14 protein-coding genes are annotated in these 16,900 nt (G+C 74.3%); 9 read left to right on the top strand and 5 right to left on the bottom strand.

Going from position 1 to position 16,900, the window contains the following annotated elements; translation table 11 throughout:
- Positions 1–75 precede the first annotated feature (75 nt).
- From ACFV04_RS10440 to ACFV04_RS10400, 9 genes are all read left to right on the top strand, one after another.
- The gene (locus tag ACFV04_RS10440; protein WP_380344958.1) at positions 76–1,317 is read left to right on the top strand and encodes an MFS transporter; all 1,242 of its coding nucleotides are present in this window, start codon (positions 76–78) and stop codon (positions 1,315–1,317) included.
- Between the two features lie 93 nt (positions 1,318–1,410).
- Positions 1,411–2,181: a dienelactone hydrolase family protein gene (locus ACFV04_RS10435; RefSeq protein WP_380528236.1), complete on the top strand. Its 771-nt coding sequence runs from the start codon at positions 1,411–1,413 to the stop codon at positions 2,179–2,181.
- Between the two features lie 80 nt (positions 2,182–2,261).
- Complete coding sequence (locus tag ACFV04_RS10430; RefSeq protein WP_380528234.1) at positions 2,262–2,813, top strand: RICIN domain-containing protein; 552 nt, start codon at positions 2,262–2,264, stop codon at positions 2,811–2,813.
- A 101-nt stretch (positions 2,814–2,914) separates the two neighbouring features.
- A complete protein-coding gene (locus ACFV04_RS10425) occupies positions 2,915–3,475 on the top strand; it encodes an RICIN domain-containing protein (RefSeq protein ID WP_380528232.1) in 561 nt (186 codons plus the stop codon).
- A 27-nt stretch (positions 3,476–3,502) separates the two neighbouring features.
- Positions 3,503–4,198 (top strand): TVP38/TMEM64 family protein, encoded by a 696-nt coding sequence (locus ACFV04_RS10420; protein ID WP_380528230.1) that lies wholly within the window; start codon positions 3,503–3,505, stop codon positions 4,196–4,198.
- Between the two features lie 128 nt (positions 4,199–4,326).
- A complete protein-coding gene (locus tag ACFV04_RS10415; RefSeq protein ID WP_380528228.1) occupies positions 4,327–4,839 on the top strand; it encodes a DinB family protein in 513 nt (170 codons plus the stop codon).
- A 283-nt stretch (positions 4,840–5,122) separates the two neighbouring features.
- Positions 5,123–5,515, top strand: a complete 393-nt coding sequence (locus ACFV04_RS10410) for a cell division protein SepF (protein WP_360254506.1) — start codon at positions 5,123–5,125, stop codon at positions 5,513–5,515.
- Between the two features lie 179 nt (positions 5,516–5,694).
- Complete coding sequence (locus ACFV04_RS10405; protein WP_380344969.1) at positions 5,695–6,321, top strand: TetR/AcrR family transcriptional regulator; 627 nt, start codon at positions 5,695–5,697, stop codon at positions 6,319–6,321.
- On the top strand, positions 6,318–7,901 hold the full coding sequence (locus ACFV04_RS10400; RefSeq protein ID WP_380344970.1) for an MFS transporter: 1,584 nt from the start codon (positions 6,318–6,320) through the stop codon (positions 7,899–7,901). The genes ACFV04_RS10405 and ACFV04_RS10400 overlap by 4 nt, the downstream gene beginning before the upstream one ends.
- A 110-nt stretch (positions 7,902–8,011) precedes the next feature.
- Here ACFV04_RS10400 and ACFV04_RS10395 read toward each other — a convergent pair whose 3' ends face one another.
- From ACFV04_RS10395 to ACFV04_RS10375, 5 genes are all read right to left on the bottom strand, one after another.
- Positions 8,012–10,492, bottom strand: a complete 2,481-nt coding sequence (locus ACFV04_RS10395; RefSeq protein WP_380344972.1) for a SpoIIE family protein phosphatase — start codon at positions 10,490–10,492, stop codon at positions 8,012–8,014.
- A 148-nt stretch (positions 10,493–10,640) separates the two neighbouring features.
- Positions 10,641–11,261: a TetR/AcrR family transcriptional regulator gene (locus tag ACFV04_RS10390; RefSeq protein ID WP_380344974.1), complete on the bottom strand. Its 621-nt coding sequence runs from the start codon at positions 11,259–11,261 to the stop codon at positions 10,641–10,643.
- A gap of 160 nt (positions 11,262–11,421) precedes the next feature.
- On the bottom strand, positions 11,422–13,020 hold the full coding sequence (locus ACFV04_RS10385; RefSeq protein ID WP_380528225.1) for a 4-coumarate--CoA ligase family protein: 1,599 nt from the start codon (positions 13,018–13,020) through the stop codon (positions 11,422–11,424).
- A 654-nt stretch (positions 13,021–13,674) separates the two neighbouring features.
- The gene (locus tag ACFV04_RS10380) at positions 13,675–14,847 is read right to left on the bottom strand and encodes an acyl-CoA dehydrogenase (protein ID WP_360254518.1); all 1,173 of its coding nucleotides are present in this window, start codon (positions 14,845–14,847) and stop codon (positions 13,675–13,677) included.
- Between the two features lie 15 nt (positions 14,848–14,862).
- Positions 14,863–16,881 (bottom strand): biotin carboxylase N-terminal domain-containing protein, encoded by a 2,019-nt coding sequence (locus tag ACFV04_RS10375; protein WP_380528222.1) that lies wholly within the window; start codon positions 16,879–16,881, stop codon positions 14,863–14,865.
- Positions 16,882–16,900 lie beyond the last annotated feature (19 nt).

Here is a 16,900-nt window from a genome sequence, read left to right as displayed (position 1 = left end):
CTGCGCTTGACTGCCGACAGGGGCACCCACAGGGCACTGTCGCGCCCGCCTCGCGCGACCGGGAGGGAAACGCCGATGAACCGCACCACCGCACCACCCCCGGAACCGCTGACCGCCCCACGCCGGGCCCGGGCGAGCATCGCCCTGGTCTTCGGCGTGCACGGCGCCGTCAGCGGCAGCTTCGTCACCCGCATCCCGTGGATCCAGGAGCGCCTCGACCTCTCCACCGGACAGCTCGGGCTGGCCCTGGTCATGCCCGCCATCGGCTCCTCGCTCGCCATGCCGCTGGCCGGCCGCTTCGTCCACCGCCACGGCGGACGGGCGGCGGTCCGCGGCCTGATCTCGCTCTGGTGCCTGGCCCTCGCCCTGCCCGCGCTCGCCCCCTCCCTGCCGGTGCTGTGCGTGGCGCTCCTGGCCTACGGGGCGACGGCCGGGATGGCGGACGTCGCGATGAACGCGCAGGGCGTGGAGATCGAGGAACGGCTCGGCCGCTCGATCATGTCCGGCCTGCACGGGATGTGGAGCGCCGGCGGCCTGCTGGCCTCCGGCTTCGGCATCCTCGCCGCCCACCTCGACCTCGACGCCCGGCTGCAGCTGGCCGTCACCGCGCTGGTCCTGCTGGCCCTCGCCCAGCCGGTCTGCCGCGGCCTGCCCGACCTGCGGGCCCACGAGGGCGCGGAGGAGCCTCCGCGGTTCGCGCTGCCGCCGCGCAGCTCCCTGGTGATCGGACTGGTCGGCTTCTGTGCGGTCTTCGCCGAGGGCGCCTCGATGGACTGGAGCGGCATCTACCTGCGGGACGTCACCGGCGCCTCGGCCACCTTCGCCGCCGCCTCCTACACCGCCTTCTCGCTCACCATGGCGGTCAGCCGCCTCGCCGGGGACGCCGCGATCCGCCGCCTCGGCGCCGTCCGCACCACCCGGATCGGCGGCGCCGTCGCCACCCTCGGCGGCCTGCTGGTGGTCGCCGCGGACAGCCCGGCGCTGGCCATCCCCGGCTTCGCCCTGATCGGCATCGGCATCGCGGTCATCGTCCCGCTCGCCTTCGCGGCCGCCGGCCGGATCGGCAGCAACGCCAGCCAGGCCATCGCGGGCGTCGCCACCGTCACCTACACCTCCGGCCTGATCGCCCCCGCGGTCATCGGCGCCCTCGCCCAGGCCACCTCGCTGACCGTCTCGTTCGGCCTGGTCACCGCGCTCGCCTTCGCGCTGGTGCTGAGCGCCGGGGCGCTGCGCCTGGCCGAACGGAATTCCGCCGGCGCAACCGTGACCGCACCGGAATCGAAAGAGCCTTCCGGAAAAGATCTCTCCACGATATGATCGGGAATTCTTCAGGGAATTCCCCGCTAATGTCTCCGACCGTCGGGCGCAGCCGCGCCCGGCGGTTTTTCGCGATCCGCGAGAGGGATTCCCGTGTGCTACGACCCGGATGCCGCCCCACCCGCCTTCTCCCCCGCCCGGCAGCCCCTGGCGGAGGCCGTACCGCTCACCCTGACCTCGGCCGACGGCACCGGATTCGGCGCGTTCCTGGCCCGGCCGGAGGTCGCCACCGGCGTCGGCGTCCTCGTCCTGCCGGACAACAAGGGGCTCTCCCCCTTCTACCGGCGGACGGCCGTCCGGCTCGCCGAACAGGGGCATCCCGCCCTCGTCCCGGACTATTACGGCCGGACCGCCGGAGCCGACCCGGAGAACCGCCCGCCGGAATTCGGCGAGCTGCCGAACCTGCTCCCCCACCTGCTCGCGCTCACCCCGGACGGGCTGGACGCCGACCTCACCGCCGCCCTGGAACGGCTGCGCGCCGCCGGGCCGTCCGACGTGGTCGCGCTCGGCTTCTGCTTCGGCGGCCGCCAGGCCTTCCGCGCCGCCGCACCCCGCTTCGGCCTGTCCGGCGCGGTCGGCTACTACGGCTACCCCGACGCCGTCAACGGAGCCCCGGGGCCGACCCAGCTCGCGGCCGGCCTCACCGCCCCGGTGCTCGCCTTCTGGGGCGGCGCCGACGAACACATCCCGCCCGCCGCCGTCGACGCCTTCGACGCGGCGCTCACCGAGGCCGGCTGTCCGCACGAGTTCGTCACCTATCCGGGCGCGCCGCACAACTTTTTCGAACTGTCCGCAGTCGAACACTCCGTCGCGGCCCGGGACTCCTGGCAACGCCTGCTGGCGTTCCTCGCCGGGCCGCGCTGAACCGCCCGTCCGCCACCGGGCCCGCCACCGGACGTCCGTCCGCCGACGGGCACCCACTCACCATTCCCAGGGGGGAACGCATGACCGCCGTACCCGACCGAACCCGCCTCCGAACCGTCGCCGGCGCCCTCGCCGCAGCCGGCCTCCTCGCGCTCGCGCCGACCGCCCCGGCCGGCGCCGACGTCACCACGCCCGGCTCCGAGGACATCCCGCGGGCGATCGTGGCCTCGGATGATGTCAAGAAGTGCCTGGAGGTCGCCGACTGGCGCACCGACGACGGCGCACCCGTCCGCCTGTGGTCCTGCACCGGCGGCGCCAACCAGCAGTGGGTCCGGCGTTCCGACAGCACCTACGTCAACGTCCACAGCGGCAAGTGCCTCGAAATCCCCGGGTCCAGCACCACCTGGGGCACCCAGGCCGACCAGTGGACCTGCCACGGCGGGCCGAACCAGCAGTGGCGGATGATCATCCTGCCGCAAACGGCCGTCTTCCACCTGCAGAACGAGGCCAGCCGGCTCTTCCTCGACGTCTCCGGAGCCGGCACGGCCGACGGCACCCCGGTCATCCAGTGGCAGCCGACCATGGGGGCGAGCAACCAGTACTGGCGCAACGACCCGTCGTGGCGGCGCTGACCCCGCCGGCCGGGCCCCGGGCACCCCGCCCGGCTGCGGCCCCGGCCGCACGGTGCTTCCGACGCACGTCATCCCATGACCACGTTCCCAGGGGGGAATCCATGACCACCTCACACCTCCGGCAGGGCCGGCCCGCCCCGCTCACCACGGCGCGCCGCCTGCTCGTCACCGCCGCCCTCGGGCTCGCCACCGCCGCCGCGACGGTGCCCGCCGCCCCGGCGGCCTCGGCGAGTCAGGCCGGGCAGTACCGGATCAGCAACGTCGTCACCGGCAAGTGCCTGGAGGTCGCCGACTGGCGCACCGACGACGGCGCCCCCGTCCGCCAGTGGACCTGCACCGGCGGCGCCAACCAGCAGTGGACCAGCGGGCCGGGCTCGACGATCGTCAACGTCCACAGCGGCAAGTGCCTGGAGGTCCCCGGGTTCAGCACCGCCGGCGGCACCCGGATCGACCAGTGGACCTGCAACGGCGGCTCCAACCAGGGCTGGTTCGACTCCACCCAGGGCCCCGGCCACCCCCACGTCTACGCGAACGTGAACAGCGGCCTCCGGCTCGACCTGTTCGGCGGGAGCCCGGAGGACGGGACGCCGGTGATCCAGTGGCCGCTCAACGGGAGCGGCAACCAGGCCTGGTACACCGACGTCGCCCCGGCGGCCCGGTAGCACCCGCTCCCGGTTAGGCTCGGGCAGGTGTCCGAGCCCGATGCCGCCCCCGCACCCCCCGCCGCGCCGCGTTCGCCCTGGTGGCGACTGTCGCTGCTGATCGTGCTGCTCGGCGCGGCGGCCGGGTCGCTGCTGCTGTGGAGCCCGACGGAGCTGCTCTCCGGCGGGCTCGCGGACCGGCTGCCCGGGTACTGGTTCGGGCCGCTGTTCGCCCTGGTCTACGCGGTGGCGACGCTCGCCTTCGTGCCCCGGCCGGCCTTGAACGCGGCGGCCGGGCTGCTGCTCGGCATCCAGCAGGGCGTCGCGCTGGCGGTGCTCGGCACCACGCTGGGCGCCGCCCTGGCCTTCGGGCTCGGCCGCGGCCTCGGCCGGGACGCGCTGCGCCCGTACCTGCGCGGGAAGGTGCTCGGCGCCCTGGACCGGCGTTTCACCGAGCAGGGGTTCCGCAGCGTGCTGGTGATGCGGCTGCTGCCCGGCATGCCGTTCCAGGCGGTCAACTACGGCGCCGCCTTCTCCGGAACCCGCGCGCTGCCCTTCGTCCTCGCCACCGCGGTCGGCGCGGTGCCGACCACGGCGGTGTACGTGACGGCGGCGGCCAGCTCGGGCAAGCCCGGGTCGGCGGCGTTCCTGCTGTCGGCGGGCCTGATCGCGCTGCTGGGCCTGGGCAGCGTGGCCGGGCTCTGGCGGGCGGCCCGGGCCCGTCGCCGGGCGCCGGCGGTCTGAGTACCCCGCCGGCCGTCCCGGCCCGTACCGCCGCATCGCCGCCCCTCCTCCCGCCGTCCTTCCGAGCGGCCCGCCCCGGCGAACAATTCGTTCGCGCCCGAGCGGCGCCGGGCACCAGGATGGCCCGCATGACCGAACAGAACCCGCGGGTGGACCCACCGATGGCCGCCGACGAGGCCGCCACCCTCACCGCCTTCCTCGACTACCACCGCACCACCCTGGCGCTCAAGTGCGAGGGGCTGACCGACGACCAGCTGCGCCTGCGCTCCGTCCCGCCGTCCGGGCTCTCGCTGCTCGGCCTGGTCCGGCACATGGCGGAGGTGGAGCGGTACTGGTTCCGGAGCGTCCTGCTCGGCGGGGAGGTCGCGGGCCACTTCTGGACCGAGGCCGAGCCGGACGGCGACTTCGACAACGTCGACACCGCCGACGTCGCGGCCGACTTCGCGACCTGGCGCGCCGAGATCGACGCCGCCCGCGGCGCGGCCGCCGGTCTGCCGCTCGACACCGTCGGCAAGCGGCTGCGCCACGGGCAGGAAGTGACGCTCCGCTGGATCCTTGCCCACATGGTCGAGGAGTACGCGCGACACAACGGGCACGCCGATCTTCTGCGCGAGTCGGTGGACGGCGCGACCGGGGAGTGATGCGCCGGGTGAAATCTTTTCCGCATTGTTGACAGAAGGTCAATTACGCGGCGACCGCTACCGATATGGTCTACGCGCGCAACCGTACGGTGCCGCGCCGCGTCTGCTCTCTTTGCCCGGGTCCGCCCGGGTTTCCGGCACGGCACGACTCGTACGGGGGTCGCGAGCGGGCACGGGACCGGTGAACAGTGCGATACTCGGACAGTTCCGACGAGTGGATGACGTGTCAAAAAGGGCACGCGACCCCGGGGGACCAGGACGGGACGAGGCAGGGAGGCGCGGCATGGGAGCACTTCGCGACGAGCACCACAACGGCTGGCTGATGCCCTCGGGGAACTACCCGGCCGCGGTGTACGACGACGAGTGGGTGGATCAGGAGACGGTGCCGTCCGTCCCCGCGCCCACGAAGATCGTCTCCCTGCGGCCGACGGGCTTCGAGGCGGCGCGCACGGTCGGCGAGCACATCCGGGCGAGCACCCCGGTGGTCATGGACCTCACCGAGATGGCGGAGGCCGAGGCCAAGCGCATGGTCGACTTCGCCTCCGGGCTGATCTTCGGCACCAGGGGCGGCATCGAGCGGATCGCCCGCCGGGTCTTCCTGCTCACCCCGGCCGAGGTCGAGGTCATGGTGATCGACCGCCCGCTCGACGAGACCGGCTTCTACAACCAGAGCTGAGCCGCGCGCCGGAGCCGAGCAGCACCGGAGCCGAGCAGCGCCGCAGCGGTTGCCCCGACCGGGGACGGTACCCACCGTCCCCGGTTTTTTGCTGTCCGGACACCCGTCACCTGTGGATCATTTGAGACTCGGAACTTAATAATGAGACATCCATGTCTCAGATGAACTAGACTCGATTCATGGCCACCGACCGCGACACCGTCCTCGAAGCCGCCGTCGGCGTGCTCTCCCGCCGCCCGACCGCCCACCTGGACGAGATCGCGCGGGCCGCCGGCATCAGCCGCGCCACCCTGCACCGACTCTTCCCCGGGCGCGAGGCGCTGATCCGCGAGGTCGGCCTGCTCGGCCTGCGCCGGTTCGCCACCGCACTGGACACCGCCGACGTCGAGGAGGGCGACGCCGAGGCGGCACTGCGCCGCCTGGTGGACGCCTCGGTCCCGGACGCCATGCTCTGCGCCTTCCTGGCCGGAGAGAACCAGCTCTACGACGTCGACGACATCAACGACCTCTGGGAGCTCCAGATCGCCCGGCTGCACGCGCTGTTCCTGCGCGGTCAGCAGCAGGGCGTGTTCCGCATCGAGCTGAGCGCCGCCTGGCTGAGCGAGGCCTTCTTCGACCTGGTGGCCGGCGTCGGCTGGGCCATCCAGGACGGCCGGCTCGCCCCGCGCGACGCGGCCTTCTCGCTCGCCGAGCTCTTCCTCGGCGGCGCGCTGCGCAGACCGGGCGCCCCCTCCCCCGCCCCCACCACCCACAGCACCTCGGACCGCAGCACCTCCGACTGCAGACCGGACACCGATACGCCATGAGTTCCCCGACCGCCCGCCAGCGCTGGACCGGCCTCGCCGTCCTCGTCCTGGCCGTCACCGTGGTCGCCCTGGACGCGACCGTCCTCTCCCTCGCCATCCCGTCGATCAGCGAGACCCTGCGCCCCAGCGGCACCCAGCTGCTCTGGATCGGCGACGCCTACTCCTTCGTCCTGGCCGGCCTGCTGGTCAGCATGGGCGCGCTGAGCGACCGGATCGGCCGCAAGAAGCTCCTGCTGGCCGGTGCCACGGCCTTCGGCGCGGCCTCGCTGCTGGCCGCCTACGCGCCGAGCGCGGGCTGGCTGATCCTGGCCCGCGCGCTGCTCGGCGTCGCCGGGGCGACGATCATGCCGTCCACCCTGTCACTGATCCGCAGCCTCTTCCCGGACGACCGGGAGCGGGCCACCGCGATCGGTATCTGGGGCGCGGCCGCCACCGCCGGCGCCGCGCTCGGGCCGGTGGTCGGCGGGGTGCTGCTGGAGCACTTCTGGTGGGGTTCGGTCTTCCTGCTGAACATCCCGGTGCTGCTCCTGCTGCTGGGCTTCGGTACCTGGCTGCTGCCGGAGTCCAAGGACCCGAAGCCGGGCCGCTGGGACGTGCTGAGCGTCGTCCTGTCGATGGCCGGGGTGATCGGCGTGGTGTACGCCGTCAAGGAGGCCGCCGCGCACGGCGTGGTCCGCTGGGACGTGCCGGTCACCTTCGTGCTCGGCGCCGCCGCGCTCACCGCCTTCGTCCGCCGTCAGCTGCGGCTGGAGACCCCGCTGCTCGACGTCCGGCTGTTCCGCGACCGGAGGTTCACCGCGGCGGTGTCGGCCTCGCTGATCTCCCTGGTCGGCCTGTCCGGCGTGATCTTCGTGGTCTCGCAGTACCTGCAGCTGGTCCGCGGCTACCAGCCGCTCCAGGCCGGCCTGGCCGAACTGCCGGCCTTCGCGGGCTCGGTGGTCGGCGGTCTGCTGACCGTCCGGGTGGCCCGGCGCTTCGGCGCCCGGAAGGCGCTGACGGCCTGTCTGCTGGTGATGGGTCTGGGCGTCGGCGTACTGGGCGGGCTGGAGCAGGACACCACCTACCTGCTGCTGGCCGCCTCCTTCCTGCTGGTCGGGACGGCCGAGGGCGTGGTCTACACGCTCGGCGCCGACCTGGTGCTGGGTGCCGCGCCCGCCGACAAGGCCGGGGCCGCCTCCGCGGTCTCCGAGACGGCGTACGAGCTGGGCACCGCGCTCGGCATCGCCCTGGTCGGCTCGGTGGTCGGCTCGATCTACGCCAACGGGCTGGCCGTCCCGGCCGGGACGGACCCGGCGGACGCGGCCCGGGCCGGTGAGTCGCTGGGCGCGGCGGTCGAGACGGCGCATGGGCTGTCGCCGGAGCTGGCGCAGCCGCTGCTGGCGAGTGCGAAGCAGGTCTTCGTCGGCGGCATGAACACCGCCGGACTGCTGGCCGCCGCGCTGCTGGTCGGCGCGTCCGTGATGGCCTGGCGCCTGCTGCGCGGGCTCGCCGGGCCGACGCCGGCGGCGGACGGCGCGCAGGCGCCGGAGCTCGCTCCGGAGGAGGCGCCGGCCGGCTCCTCGGAGCAGGTCCGGGTGTGACCCGGCCGGCCACACGGTAGGACACGCCCGGGACCGGCCCGGACACGACGCGACACGAACGGCCGTTCTCCCGAGGAGAACGGCCGTTTCCGTGTGTCGCGCGGCGGCGGCTACCCCGCCCCGAACGGCAGCTCCAGCTCGGCCCAGACGACCTTGCCGTCCCGGGTGAGCCGGCTGCCCCAGCGTTGGGCCAGCTCGCTGACCAGGAACATCCCCCGCCCGCCCTCGTCCTGCTCGGCGAACGGGCGCAGCTGCGGGGTCTGGCCGCCGGCGTCGGAGACCTCCAGGGTGAGCACCCGGTCGCGGAACAGCCGCAGCCGCCGCGGGGCGTCGGCGTGCAGCAGGGCGTTGGTGACCAGCTCGCTGACGAGCAGTTCGGCGTAGTCGGTGAGCGCGGACAGCCCCCAGGACTCCAGGGTGGCGCGGGTGAAGCGGCGGGCCTTGCCGGGCAGCCGGCCGCCGCCGCTGAGCGGGAGGGTGGCGATCCGGTCGGCGGGCAGCGGCAGCACCCGCGCCATGATCATCGCTATGTCGTCCTCGGTGCCGTCGGTGACCAGCGCCCCGAGGACGGCGTCGCAGCTCTCCTCCAGCGTCCGGCCGGGCCCGGAGAGCGTGCCGGCCAGCAGGTCGATCCCGGCGTCCAGGTCCTGACCGCGCCGCTCGACCAGGCCGTCGGTGTAGAGCGCGACCGTGCCGCCCTCGGGGATGGTGAACTCGATCGACTCGAAGGCCACCCCGCCGACGCCCAGCGGCACGCCGGGCGGCACCTCGACCATCTCGGCGGTGCCGTCGGGGGAGACCCGCACCGGCGGCAGGTGCCCGGCCGAGGCGACCTGGACGGTGCGCTCCAGCGGGTCGTAGACCGCGCAGATGCAGGTAGCGAACTGGCCCTCGCCGATGCCGGAGGCCGTCTCGTCCAGCCGGGTGAGGACCTGTTCGGGCGGCATGTCGAGGGTGGCCAGGGTCCGGGCGACGGTGCGCAGCTGGCCCATCGTGGCGGCGGCCCGGATGCCGTGGCCCATCACGTCGCCGACCACCAGGGCGACCCGCCCACAGGACAGCGGCACCACGTCGAACCAGTCGCCGCCGACCTCGCTGACCACGCTGCTGGGCAGGTAGCGGTAGGCGATCTCCAGGCCGAGCGTGCGGTGCACCTCCTGCGGCAGCAGGCTGCGCTGCAGGGTGAGGGCGGTCTCCCGCTCGCGCCGGTAGAGCCGGGCGTTGTCGAGTGCCAGCGCGGTCCGGGCGACCAGTTCCTCGGCGAGGGCGACGTCGGCGGCGGTGAAGGGCTCGGGGTTGCGCATCCGGATGAACTCGGAGCCGCCGAGCACCATGCCCCGGGCGGTGATCGGCACCATCAGGTACGAGTGGATGCCCGCCGCCATCCCGGGGGCGACCCGGTCGTCGCTGGAGACCAGTCCGCGCAGCACCTCCTCGTCCACGCTGGCCCGCAGCAGCGGCTTGCCGCTGCGCAGGCACTGGGTGTAGCTGCGGTCGGGGGCGTACTCGGAGGTCTCGCCGACGACGTCGACGGCGCTCGCGAGGCCGGTCTCGTAGGACTCCCCGACGGCGACGGCGCGCAGGGTGACGGTGCGGTCGGAGGGGATCGGGGTGGGCTCGGCACCGCGCAGCACCGGTTCCAGGAGGTCGACGGTGGCGAAGTCGGCGAACCGGGGGACGACGGCCTCGATCAGTTCCTCGGCGGTGCGCTGGAGGTCGAGGGTGGTGCCGATCCGCGCGGTGGCCTCGGCGATGGTGGCGAGCCGTTCCTGGGCCCGGGCGGCGCGGGCCTCGGCCTGGAAGCGCTCGGTGACGTCGATGATCGAGGAGCAGACGCCGAAGACCCGGCCGGTGGAGTCCTCCAGCCGGAAGTAGGAGGCGGACCAGGCGCGGTCCCGCCTGGGGTCGCCGGGGACCCGGCCGTGCGAGCGGGCGTCCACGACGGGCTTGCCGGTGCGCAGCACCAGCCGCATGGTCTGCTCGATCTCGGCGCTGTTGATGCCCGGCAGGACGGCGGATATCCGGCGGCCGAGGTGGGCGGCGACCGGTACGCCGTTCATCCGGGCGAGCGCCTCGTTGAGCCGGATGTAGCGCAGGTCGGTGTCGTAGACGGCCATGCCGATCGGGGAGCGGCCGAAGATGCCGTCCAGCACCGCCAGGTCGGCCTCGACGGCGTGCAGGGCGCGGGTGTCGGAGGCGGTGGCGAGGAGCAGCAGGGTGCCGGTCGGTCCGGCGATGGGGTAGGTGCGGAACTCCAGGTCGACCTTGTGGCCGTCGCGGTGCCGGACGGGGAAGACGCCGGACCAGCCGGTGCCGCCCATGATCCGCTCGAACAGGGCCAGCACCTCGGCGCGGTCGCCGCTGTCGGTGAGCAGCTGCGCGGCGTAGCTTCCGACGGCCTCCTCGCTGGTGTAGCCGAGCAGGGCCTCGGCGTCCTCGCTCCAGTGCAGGATCAGGCCGTCGTCCTGGAGGAGGGCCGTCGCGAGCGGGACGAGCCGGTGGCCTTCGGGACGTACCCCCTCCGGACGCACCGATGTGCCGCCCGGTGCCGGGTCGGCGGCGTCGGTCGCGTCCCACTCGTGTCCGTGCATGATCAGGCAGCACCCCGGTTCGGCTCGTGCCCGGCCGGGTGGGCCTCGCGGTCCGTGCCGGCCGGGGTTCTTCTCCAGACTGCACGGACATCGGCCGCCCGGCGACCCCTTGGTCAGGGGTTGTCCGGCCGCTCCGGATGTACGGGCGTCATGGGCGTACCGGGCGCAGCGTACTCTCAAGAACGCCCGCCCACTGCCGGATCACTCCGGATCGTCGGAGGCTGTCGTCGGTGAGCAGGTTGGCCAGACCCAGCCCGCGGGCGAGGTCCAGCGTGGCCTGCACCGATTCGCGCACACCGGGGTTGCCCTCGTCGGCGTCCAGGAACTCCACGGCGGCCCGGTGGGCCTCCCGGCCGACGTGCCCCTCCAGGGCGATGATCCGTTCGCGCAGCGCGTCCTCGGTCGCGGCGGCGGTCCACAGGTGCAGGGCGGCGCGGAACAGCGGGCCGGTGTAGAGGCGCACGATCATGTCGACCACGGCGCGGGTGCGGTCGGGGCCGCCGACGGGCAGTTCGTCCGCGTGGGCGCGCACGGCCGCCAGCCGCTCGGCGGTGACGTGCTCGACGGCTGCGGTGAACAGGTCCTCGCGGGTCGGGAAGTGGTGCTGGGCGGCGCCCCGGGAGACGCCGGCGCGCTCGGCGACGACGGTGACGGTGGAGCCGTTCCAGCCGAGTTCGGCCAGGCAGTCCACGGCCGCCGCGAGCAGCCGGGCCCTGGTCGCGCGGCTGCGGTCCTGCCGGGGGGTGCGGGCGGCGGCGTGGCTGGTCATGGCGGTGGGCGGCTCCTGTTCCGGTGGTGGCGCGGCGGGTCGATCCTCACAGACGGGCGCCGGTCGGCGCCGTTCAGGGTCCGGTCGGCGCCGTTCAGGGTCCGGACGGCGGCGTTCGGGGTCCGGACGGCGGCGGTGCGCCCGCCCGGCGGCCACCCGCTCAGTCGACGGCGGCGCGCCCGGCCTCGCGGGCCCGCAGTTCGCGGCGGAGGATCTTGCCGGCCGCGGACTTGGGGACGGCGTCCACGAACTCCACCGCCCTGACCTTCTTGTACGGGGCGACCTGCCCGGCCACGTACCCGGTGACCTCCTCGGCGGTCAGTCCGCTGCCGGGGACGCGGACCACGAAGGCCTTGGGGCACTCGGTGCCCTCGGCGTCCCGGACGCCGATCACGGCGGCGTCGGCGATCTGCGGGTGGCCGAGCAGTACGGCCTCCAGCTCGGCGGGGGCGACCTGGTAGCCCTTGTACTTGATGAGTTCCTTGACCCGGTCGACGATGTGCAGGTAGCCGCGCTCGTCCACGTGGCCGACGTCACCGGTGTGCAGCCAGCCCTCGGCGTCGATCACCGCGGCGGTCTCGGAGGGGCGGCCGAGGTAGCCCTTCATCACCTGGGGGCCGCGGATCAGCAGCTCACCGCGCTGCCCCGCGCCGAGGTCCCCGTCGGAGCCGTCCAGGGCGGCGACCCGCAGTTCGGTGGAGGGGACCATCCGGCCGACCGAGCCGCGCGAGGGCTCGCCCTCCCGGGGGGAGACGACGTGGGTGACCGGGGAGAGTTCGGTCATGCCATAGCCCTGGAGGAGGTGCGGCAGGCCCAGGCGCCGGGCGCAGGCGTCGGCGAGCTCGTGGTCCAGCGGGGCGGCGGCGCACAGCAGGTACTCGACGGAGGAGAGGTCGAACCGGTCCACCGCCGGGTGCTTGGCGAGGGCGAGGGCGATCGGCGGCGCCACCACCAGGGCCTGCACCCGGTGCTCCTCGACGGCGCGGCAGAACTGCTCCAGGTCGAAGCGGGGCAGCACGACCACGGTGGCGCCGCAGCGCAGCGGCTGGTTGAGCAGTGCCGCGAGGCCGTAGATGTGGAAGAACGGCAGGACGGCGAGGACCCGCTCGCCCTCGGCGGGGCGGTAGAGGGCATCGCACTGGGCGAGGTTGGTGGCGATCGAGCGGTGGGTGAGCATGACGCCCTTGGGCAGGCCGGTGGTGCCGCTGGAGTACGGCAGGACGGCGACGTCCTCGCCCGGGTCGATGACGGTCTCGGGGGCGGGGCCGGGCGCGGCCAGCAGGTCGGCGAGCGAGCGGTGGCCGTCGGCGCCGTCCAGGACGACGATCTCGGTCAGCGGGTGGCCCTGCTCGGCCAGCAGGGCGGCGGCCGTCCGGGCGGTGGGCAGGAACGGGGAGACGGTGACCAGCAGGCGGGCGCGGCTGTCGCGCAGCTGGCCGGCCAGTTCGGCGGGTGTGGCCAGCGAGGACACGGTGGTCACGGTGGCGCCGGCCCGGGTGGCGCCGTAGAAGGCCATCGGGTAGGCGGTCGAGTTGGGGCTGAACAGGGCGACGACGTCGCCCCGGCGCACGCCTGACGCGACCAGTGCGGCGGCGACCCGTTCGACGGCGGCGGCGAGCTGCGCGTAGCTGACGCGTTCCCCGGTGAGGCCGTCGATCAGGGCCGGCCGGTCGCCGTACCGGGCCGCGGCGCCGAGGACCGCGTCATGGATCGGCAGGTCGACCACGGGGACGTCCGGGAACTCACTGCGGAACACCAAGGTAAGCCTCCAGTAAGGAAGTTGACGCGGCAACAAAACCCCGCGAGGGCGCCTTCAGGAGCATACGGACAGTCAGGGGGCGGGCTCGGCCATTGTGGGGAACCGGGGGCGGCGCTCGCGTGGCACGGTTGTCACCGGGGGCGCCCGACCGGCCGGTGCTGCACCACGGCCGCCCGCCCCCGGGTCGCGGCCCCGACCCCGGAACGCCCGACCGTGAAACCGCTCTCCACCCCCCGGCCACCGGCCCTCCGGCTGCTCGCCGCCACGGGCGCGGCCCTGGCGCTCACCCACGGCAGGCCCCCGCCGCACCGCGCGCACCGGGCCGACCGGGCGACAACGGCACCGTCGAGATCCACGGCGACACCACTCCAGTGGCCGATACCCGCGACGAACCCGGGGTCCGCGTGCTCCCCCTCCCCCCGGACGCGTTCGGCGCCGACATCGTCCGGCGAGCCGACCGGACGATCACGCGGCAGCCGCCGGCCGGCACCGCCCAGGTGCCGACCGCGCGGAGCTGCGACTGATCACCTGCGGCGGGACGTTCGACCGCAGGACCGGGTACGAGTCCGACACCGTGGTGTTCGCCCACCTCTCCTCGTCGCGCTGACCACGGTGACCGCTGTCACCACGGCAGCCCCTGCGGCTCGGCGCGGCTCAGTACGACTTCGGCAGGCCGAGCGTGTGCTGGGCGACGTAGTTGAGCACCATCTCGCGGCTGACCGGGGCGACCCGGCCGACCCGGGTGGCCGCCAGCAGCGCACCCAGCCCGTACTCCTGGGTGAGGCCGTTGCCCCCCAGGGTCTGCACCGCCTGGTCGACGGTCCGCGCGGCGGCCTCACCGGCGGCGTACTTGGCCATGTTGGCGGCCTCCCCCGCGGCGAGGTCCTCGCCCGCGTCGTAGAGCAGCCCCGCCTTCTGGGTCATCAGCCGAGCCAGCTCGATCTCCACCGCGCACTGGGCCAGCGGGTGGGCCAGGCCCTGGTGCGCGCCGATCGGGGTGGACCAGACGGTGCGGGTCTTCGCGTACTCGACGGCCTTTCCGAGGGCCTGGCGGGCCAGGCCGAGCGAGAACGCGGCGGTGAGGATCCGCTCGGGGTTGAGCCCGGCGAAGAGCTGCAGCAGGCCCGCGTTCTCGTCGCCGACCAGGGCGTCGGCGGGCAGCCGGACGTCGTCCAGGAAGACCTGGAACTGCTTCTCGGGCGCGACGAGTTCCATCGGGATCGCCCGGTACTCGAAGCCGGGGGTGTCACGCGGGACGACGAACAGACAGGGCTTGAGCTTGCCGGTGCGTGCGTCCTCCGTGCGGGCCACGAACAGGACGGCGTCGCAGTGGTCGATGCCGGAGACGAACACCTTGCGGCCGGTGAGCAGCCAGTCCTCACCGTCGCGGCGGGCGACGGTGGAGATCCGGTGCGAGTTGGAACCGGCGTCCGGCTCGGTGATGCCGAAGGCCATCCTGCGGCTGCCGTCGGCCAGGCCCGGCAGCCACTGCCGCTTCTGCTCCTCGGTGCCGTAGCGGGCTATCACGGTGCCGCAGATCGCCGGGGAGACGATCAGCAGCAGCAACGGGCAGCCGGCGGTGCCGAGTTCCTCCAGGACGATGGCGAGGTCGGTGATGCCGCCGCCTCCGCCGCCGTACTCGGCGGGCAGGTTGACACCGAGGTAGCCGGCCTTGCCGGCCTCCGCCCACAGCTCGTCGGCGGGTTCGCCGGCCCGGGCCTTGGCGAGGTAGTAGGCGGAGCCGTAGCGGCGGCCGAGGTCGCCGACGGCCTGGCGCAGGGCCCGGCGTTCGGGGGTTTCCAGGAGTTGACTGCCGATGGCGGACATGCGGTGGGTCCTTCCTCAGGCCTCTCGGGGGGACGTGCGGGGGGACGTTCCGGGGGACGTTCCGGGGGACGTTTCGGGGGACGCGGCGACGGCCTGGACGACGGCCAGCAGGGCACCGAGCTCGACCTGTCGACCCGGGGTGGCGCGCAGTTCCACGAGGACGCCGTCGGCCGGGGCGGTCACCCGGTGCTCCATCTTCATCGCCTCCAGCACCAGCAGCGGCTGCCCGGCCGTGACGGTGTCCCCGACGGCGGCGGTGGTGCGCACGACGGTGCCGGGCATCGGGGCGAGCAGGGCGCCGGGGTCGGTGCGGACGGTGGGGTCCGGGAAGCGCGGCAGGGCGGTGAGCGCGGCGCCGCCGGCCGGGGTGTCGACGTGCACCCGGTCACCGTGGCGGGCGACCAGGTAGGTGCGCCGCAGCTCGCCCTCGCGCAGCACGACCCGGTCCGCGGTGGCCTCGACCAGCTCGACGTCCGGGTGGTCCTCGGCCTGCAGACCGGCCCGGGTGAAACGGTAGCGGACCTCGAACTCGGCTCCGTCGTCCGCCCGGTAGCGCTTGAGCTGCGGCTGCGCGGGCAGGTTGCGCCAGCCGGAGGGGAACGCGGTGCGCCGGGCCGCGGCGTCGGCGAGGGCCGCCGCCAGCGCGGCGCGCTCGGCGCCCTTGCCGTCCGGGGCGGTCAGGTCGGCGACGTGCTCGGCCAGGAACCCGGTGTGCAGCCGCCCGCCCAGGAACGCCGGGTGGCGCAGCGCGCGGACCAGCGACTCCCGGTTGGTGGCGGGCCCGTGGATCCGGGCCCGGGCCAGCGCGTCGGCCAGCCGGCGGGCGGCCGCCGCACGGGTCGGCGCCCAGGCGATCACCTTGGCGAGCATCGCGTCGTAGTGCGGGGTGACCTCACTGCCGGACTCGACCCCGGAGTCCAGCCGGACCCCGGACTCGGTCCGCCCGCCGGTTCCGGTGAACTCTCGGTACGGCACGGTGAGTTCGAGCCGGTGCAGGGTGCCGGTGGCGGGCTGCCAGTCCTTGGCCGGGTCCTCGGCGTACAGCCGCGCCTCGATCGCGTGGCCGCGGCTGACGGGGGCCTCCCGGGGCAGCTCCTCCCCTTCTGCGACGGCGATCTGAAGGGCCACCAGGTCCAGCCCGGTGACCGCCTCGGTGACCGGGTGCTCGACCTGCAGCCGGGTGTTCATCTCCAGGAACCAGAACCGGCCGTCCTCGGCGAGCAGGAACTCCGCGGTGCCGGCGCCGACGTAGCCGATCGCCCGGGCGGCGTTCACCGCGGCCGCGTGCAACGCGGCCCGGACCTCCTCCGGCAGGCCGGGGGCGGGCGCCTCCTCGATCACCTTCTGGTGCCGCCGCTGCAGCGAGCAGTCACGGTCGCCGACCGCGTGGACCGTGCCGTGCGCGTCGGCCAGCAACTGGACCTCGACGTGCCGCCCGGTCGGCAGGTAGCGCTCGCAGAACACCTCGTCCGAGCCGAAGGCCTTGGCGGCCTCCGCGCGGGCGGCCGCCAGCTCGCCGGGCAGGTCCGCGAGGCTGCGCACCACCCGCATGCCGCGGCCGCCACCGCCCGCCGCGGCCTTCACCAGGACCGGCAGGTCGGCCTCGGTCGGTTCGGCGAGCGCGTCGAGGACGGGCACCCCGGCGGCGGCCATCAGCCGCTTGGCGGCCGTCTTGGAGCCCATCGCGGCGATCGCGGCCGGCGGCGGCCCGACCCAGACCAGGCCCGCGTCCAGGACGGCCTGCGCGAACCCGGCGTCCTCGGAGAGGAATCCGTAGCCCGGGTGGACGGCGTCGGCTCCGGCCGCCAGCGCGGCGCGGACGATCAGATCGGCCCGCAGGTAGGTGTCGGCGGGCGTGGCGCCGGGCAGCCGGACGGCCGCGTCGGCCTCGCGCACGTGCGGGGCGTCGGCGTCCGGGTCGGAGTGGACGGCGGTGGTCGCGATGCCGAGCTCCCGGCAGGTGCGGAAGACCCGGCGGGCGATCTCGCCCCGGTTGGCGACCAGCAGGGTGCCGATCGATGTCGTGGAAGTCATTCGTGGCTCCGTCACAGGG

It is taken from the genome of Kitasatospora sp. NPDC059599 (assembly GCF_042735125.1).
Lineage (GTDB): Bacteria > Actinomycetota > Actinomycetes > Streptomycetales > Streptomycetaceae > Kitasatospora.
This window is presented reverse-complemented; position numbering and strand designations above follow the sequence as displayed.

Bases quoted from the DNA above. Each gene is read 5' to 3' on its own strand.
- ACFV04_RS10390 (WP_380344974.1), bottom strand. From the start codon at position 11,261: ATGACCAGCCACGCCGCCGCCCGCACCCCCCGGCAGGACCGCAGCCGC.
- ACFV04_RS10430 (WP_380528234.1), top strand. From the start codon at position 2,262: ATGACCGCCGTACCCGACCGAACCCGCCTCCGAACCGTCGCCGGCGCC.
- ACFV04_RS10410 (WP_360254506.1), top strand. From the start codon at position 5,123: ATGGGAGCACTTCGCGACGAGCACCACAACGGCTGGCTGATGCCCTCG.
- ACFV04_RS10400 (WP_380344970.1), top strand. From the start codon at position 6,318: ATGAGTTCCCCGACCGCCCGCCAGCGCTGGACCGGCCTCGCCGTCCTC.
- ACFV04_RS10425 (WP_380528232.1), top strand. From the start codon at position 2,915: ATGACCACCTCACACCTCCGGCAGGGCCGGCCCGCCCCGCTCACCACG.
- ACFV04_RS10395 (WP_380344972.1), bottom strand. From the start codon at position 10,492: ATGCACGGACACGAGTGGGACGCGACCGACGCCGCCGACCCGGCACCG.
- ACFV04_RS10440 (WP_380344958.1), top strand. From the start codon at position 76: ATGAACCGCACCACCGCACCACCCCCGGAACCGCTGACCGCCCCACGC.
- ACFV04_RS10415 (WP_380528228.1), top strand. From the start codon at position 4,327: ATGACCGAACAGAACCCGCGGGTGGACCCACCGATGGCCGCCGACGAG.
- ACFV04_RS10380 (WP_360254518.1), bottom strand. From the start codon at position 14,847: ATGTCCGCCATCGGCAGTCAACTCCTGGAAACCCCCGAACGCCGGGCC.
- ACFV04_RS10405 (WP_380344969.1), top strand. From the start codon at position 5,695: ATGGCCACCGACCGCGACACCGTCCTCGAAGCCGCCGTCGGCGTGCTC.
- ACFV04_RS10375 (WP_380528222.1), bottom strand. From the start codon at position 16,881: ATGACTTCCACGACATCGATCGGCACCCTGCTGGTCGCCAACCGGGGC.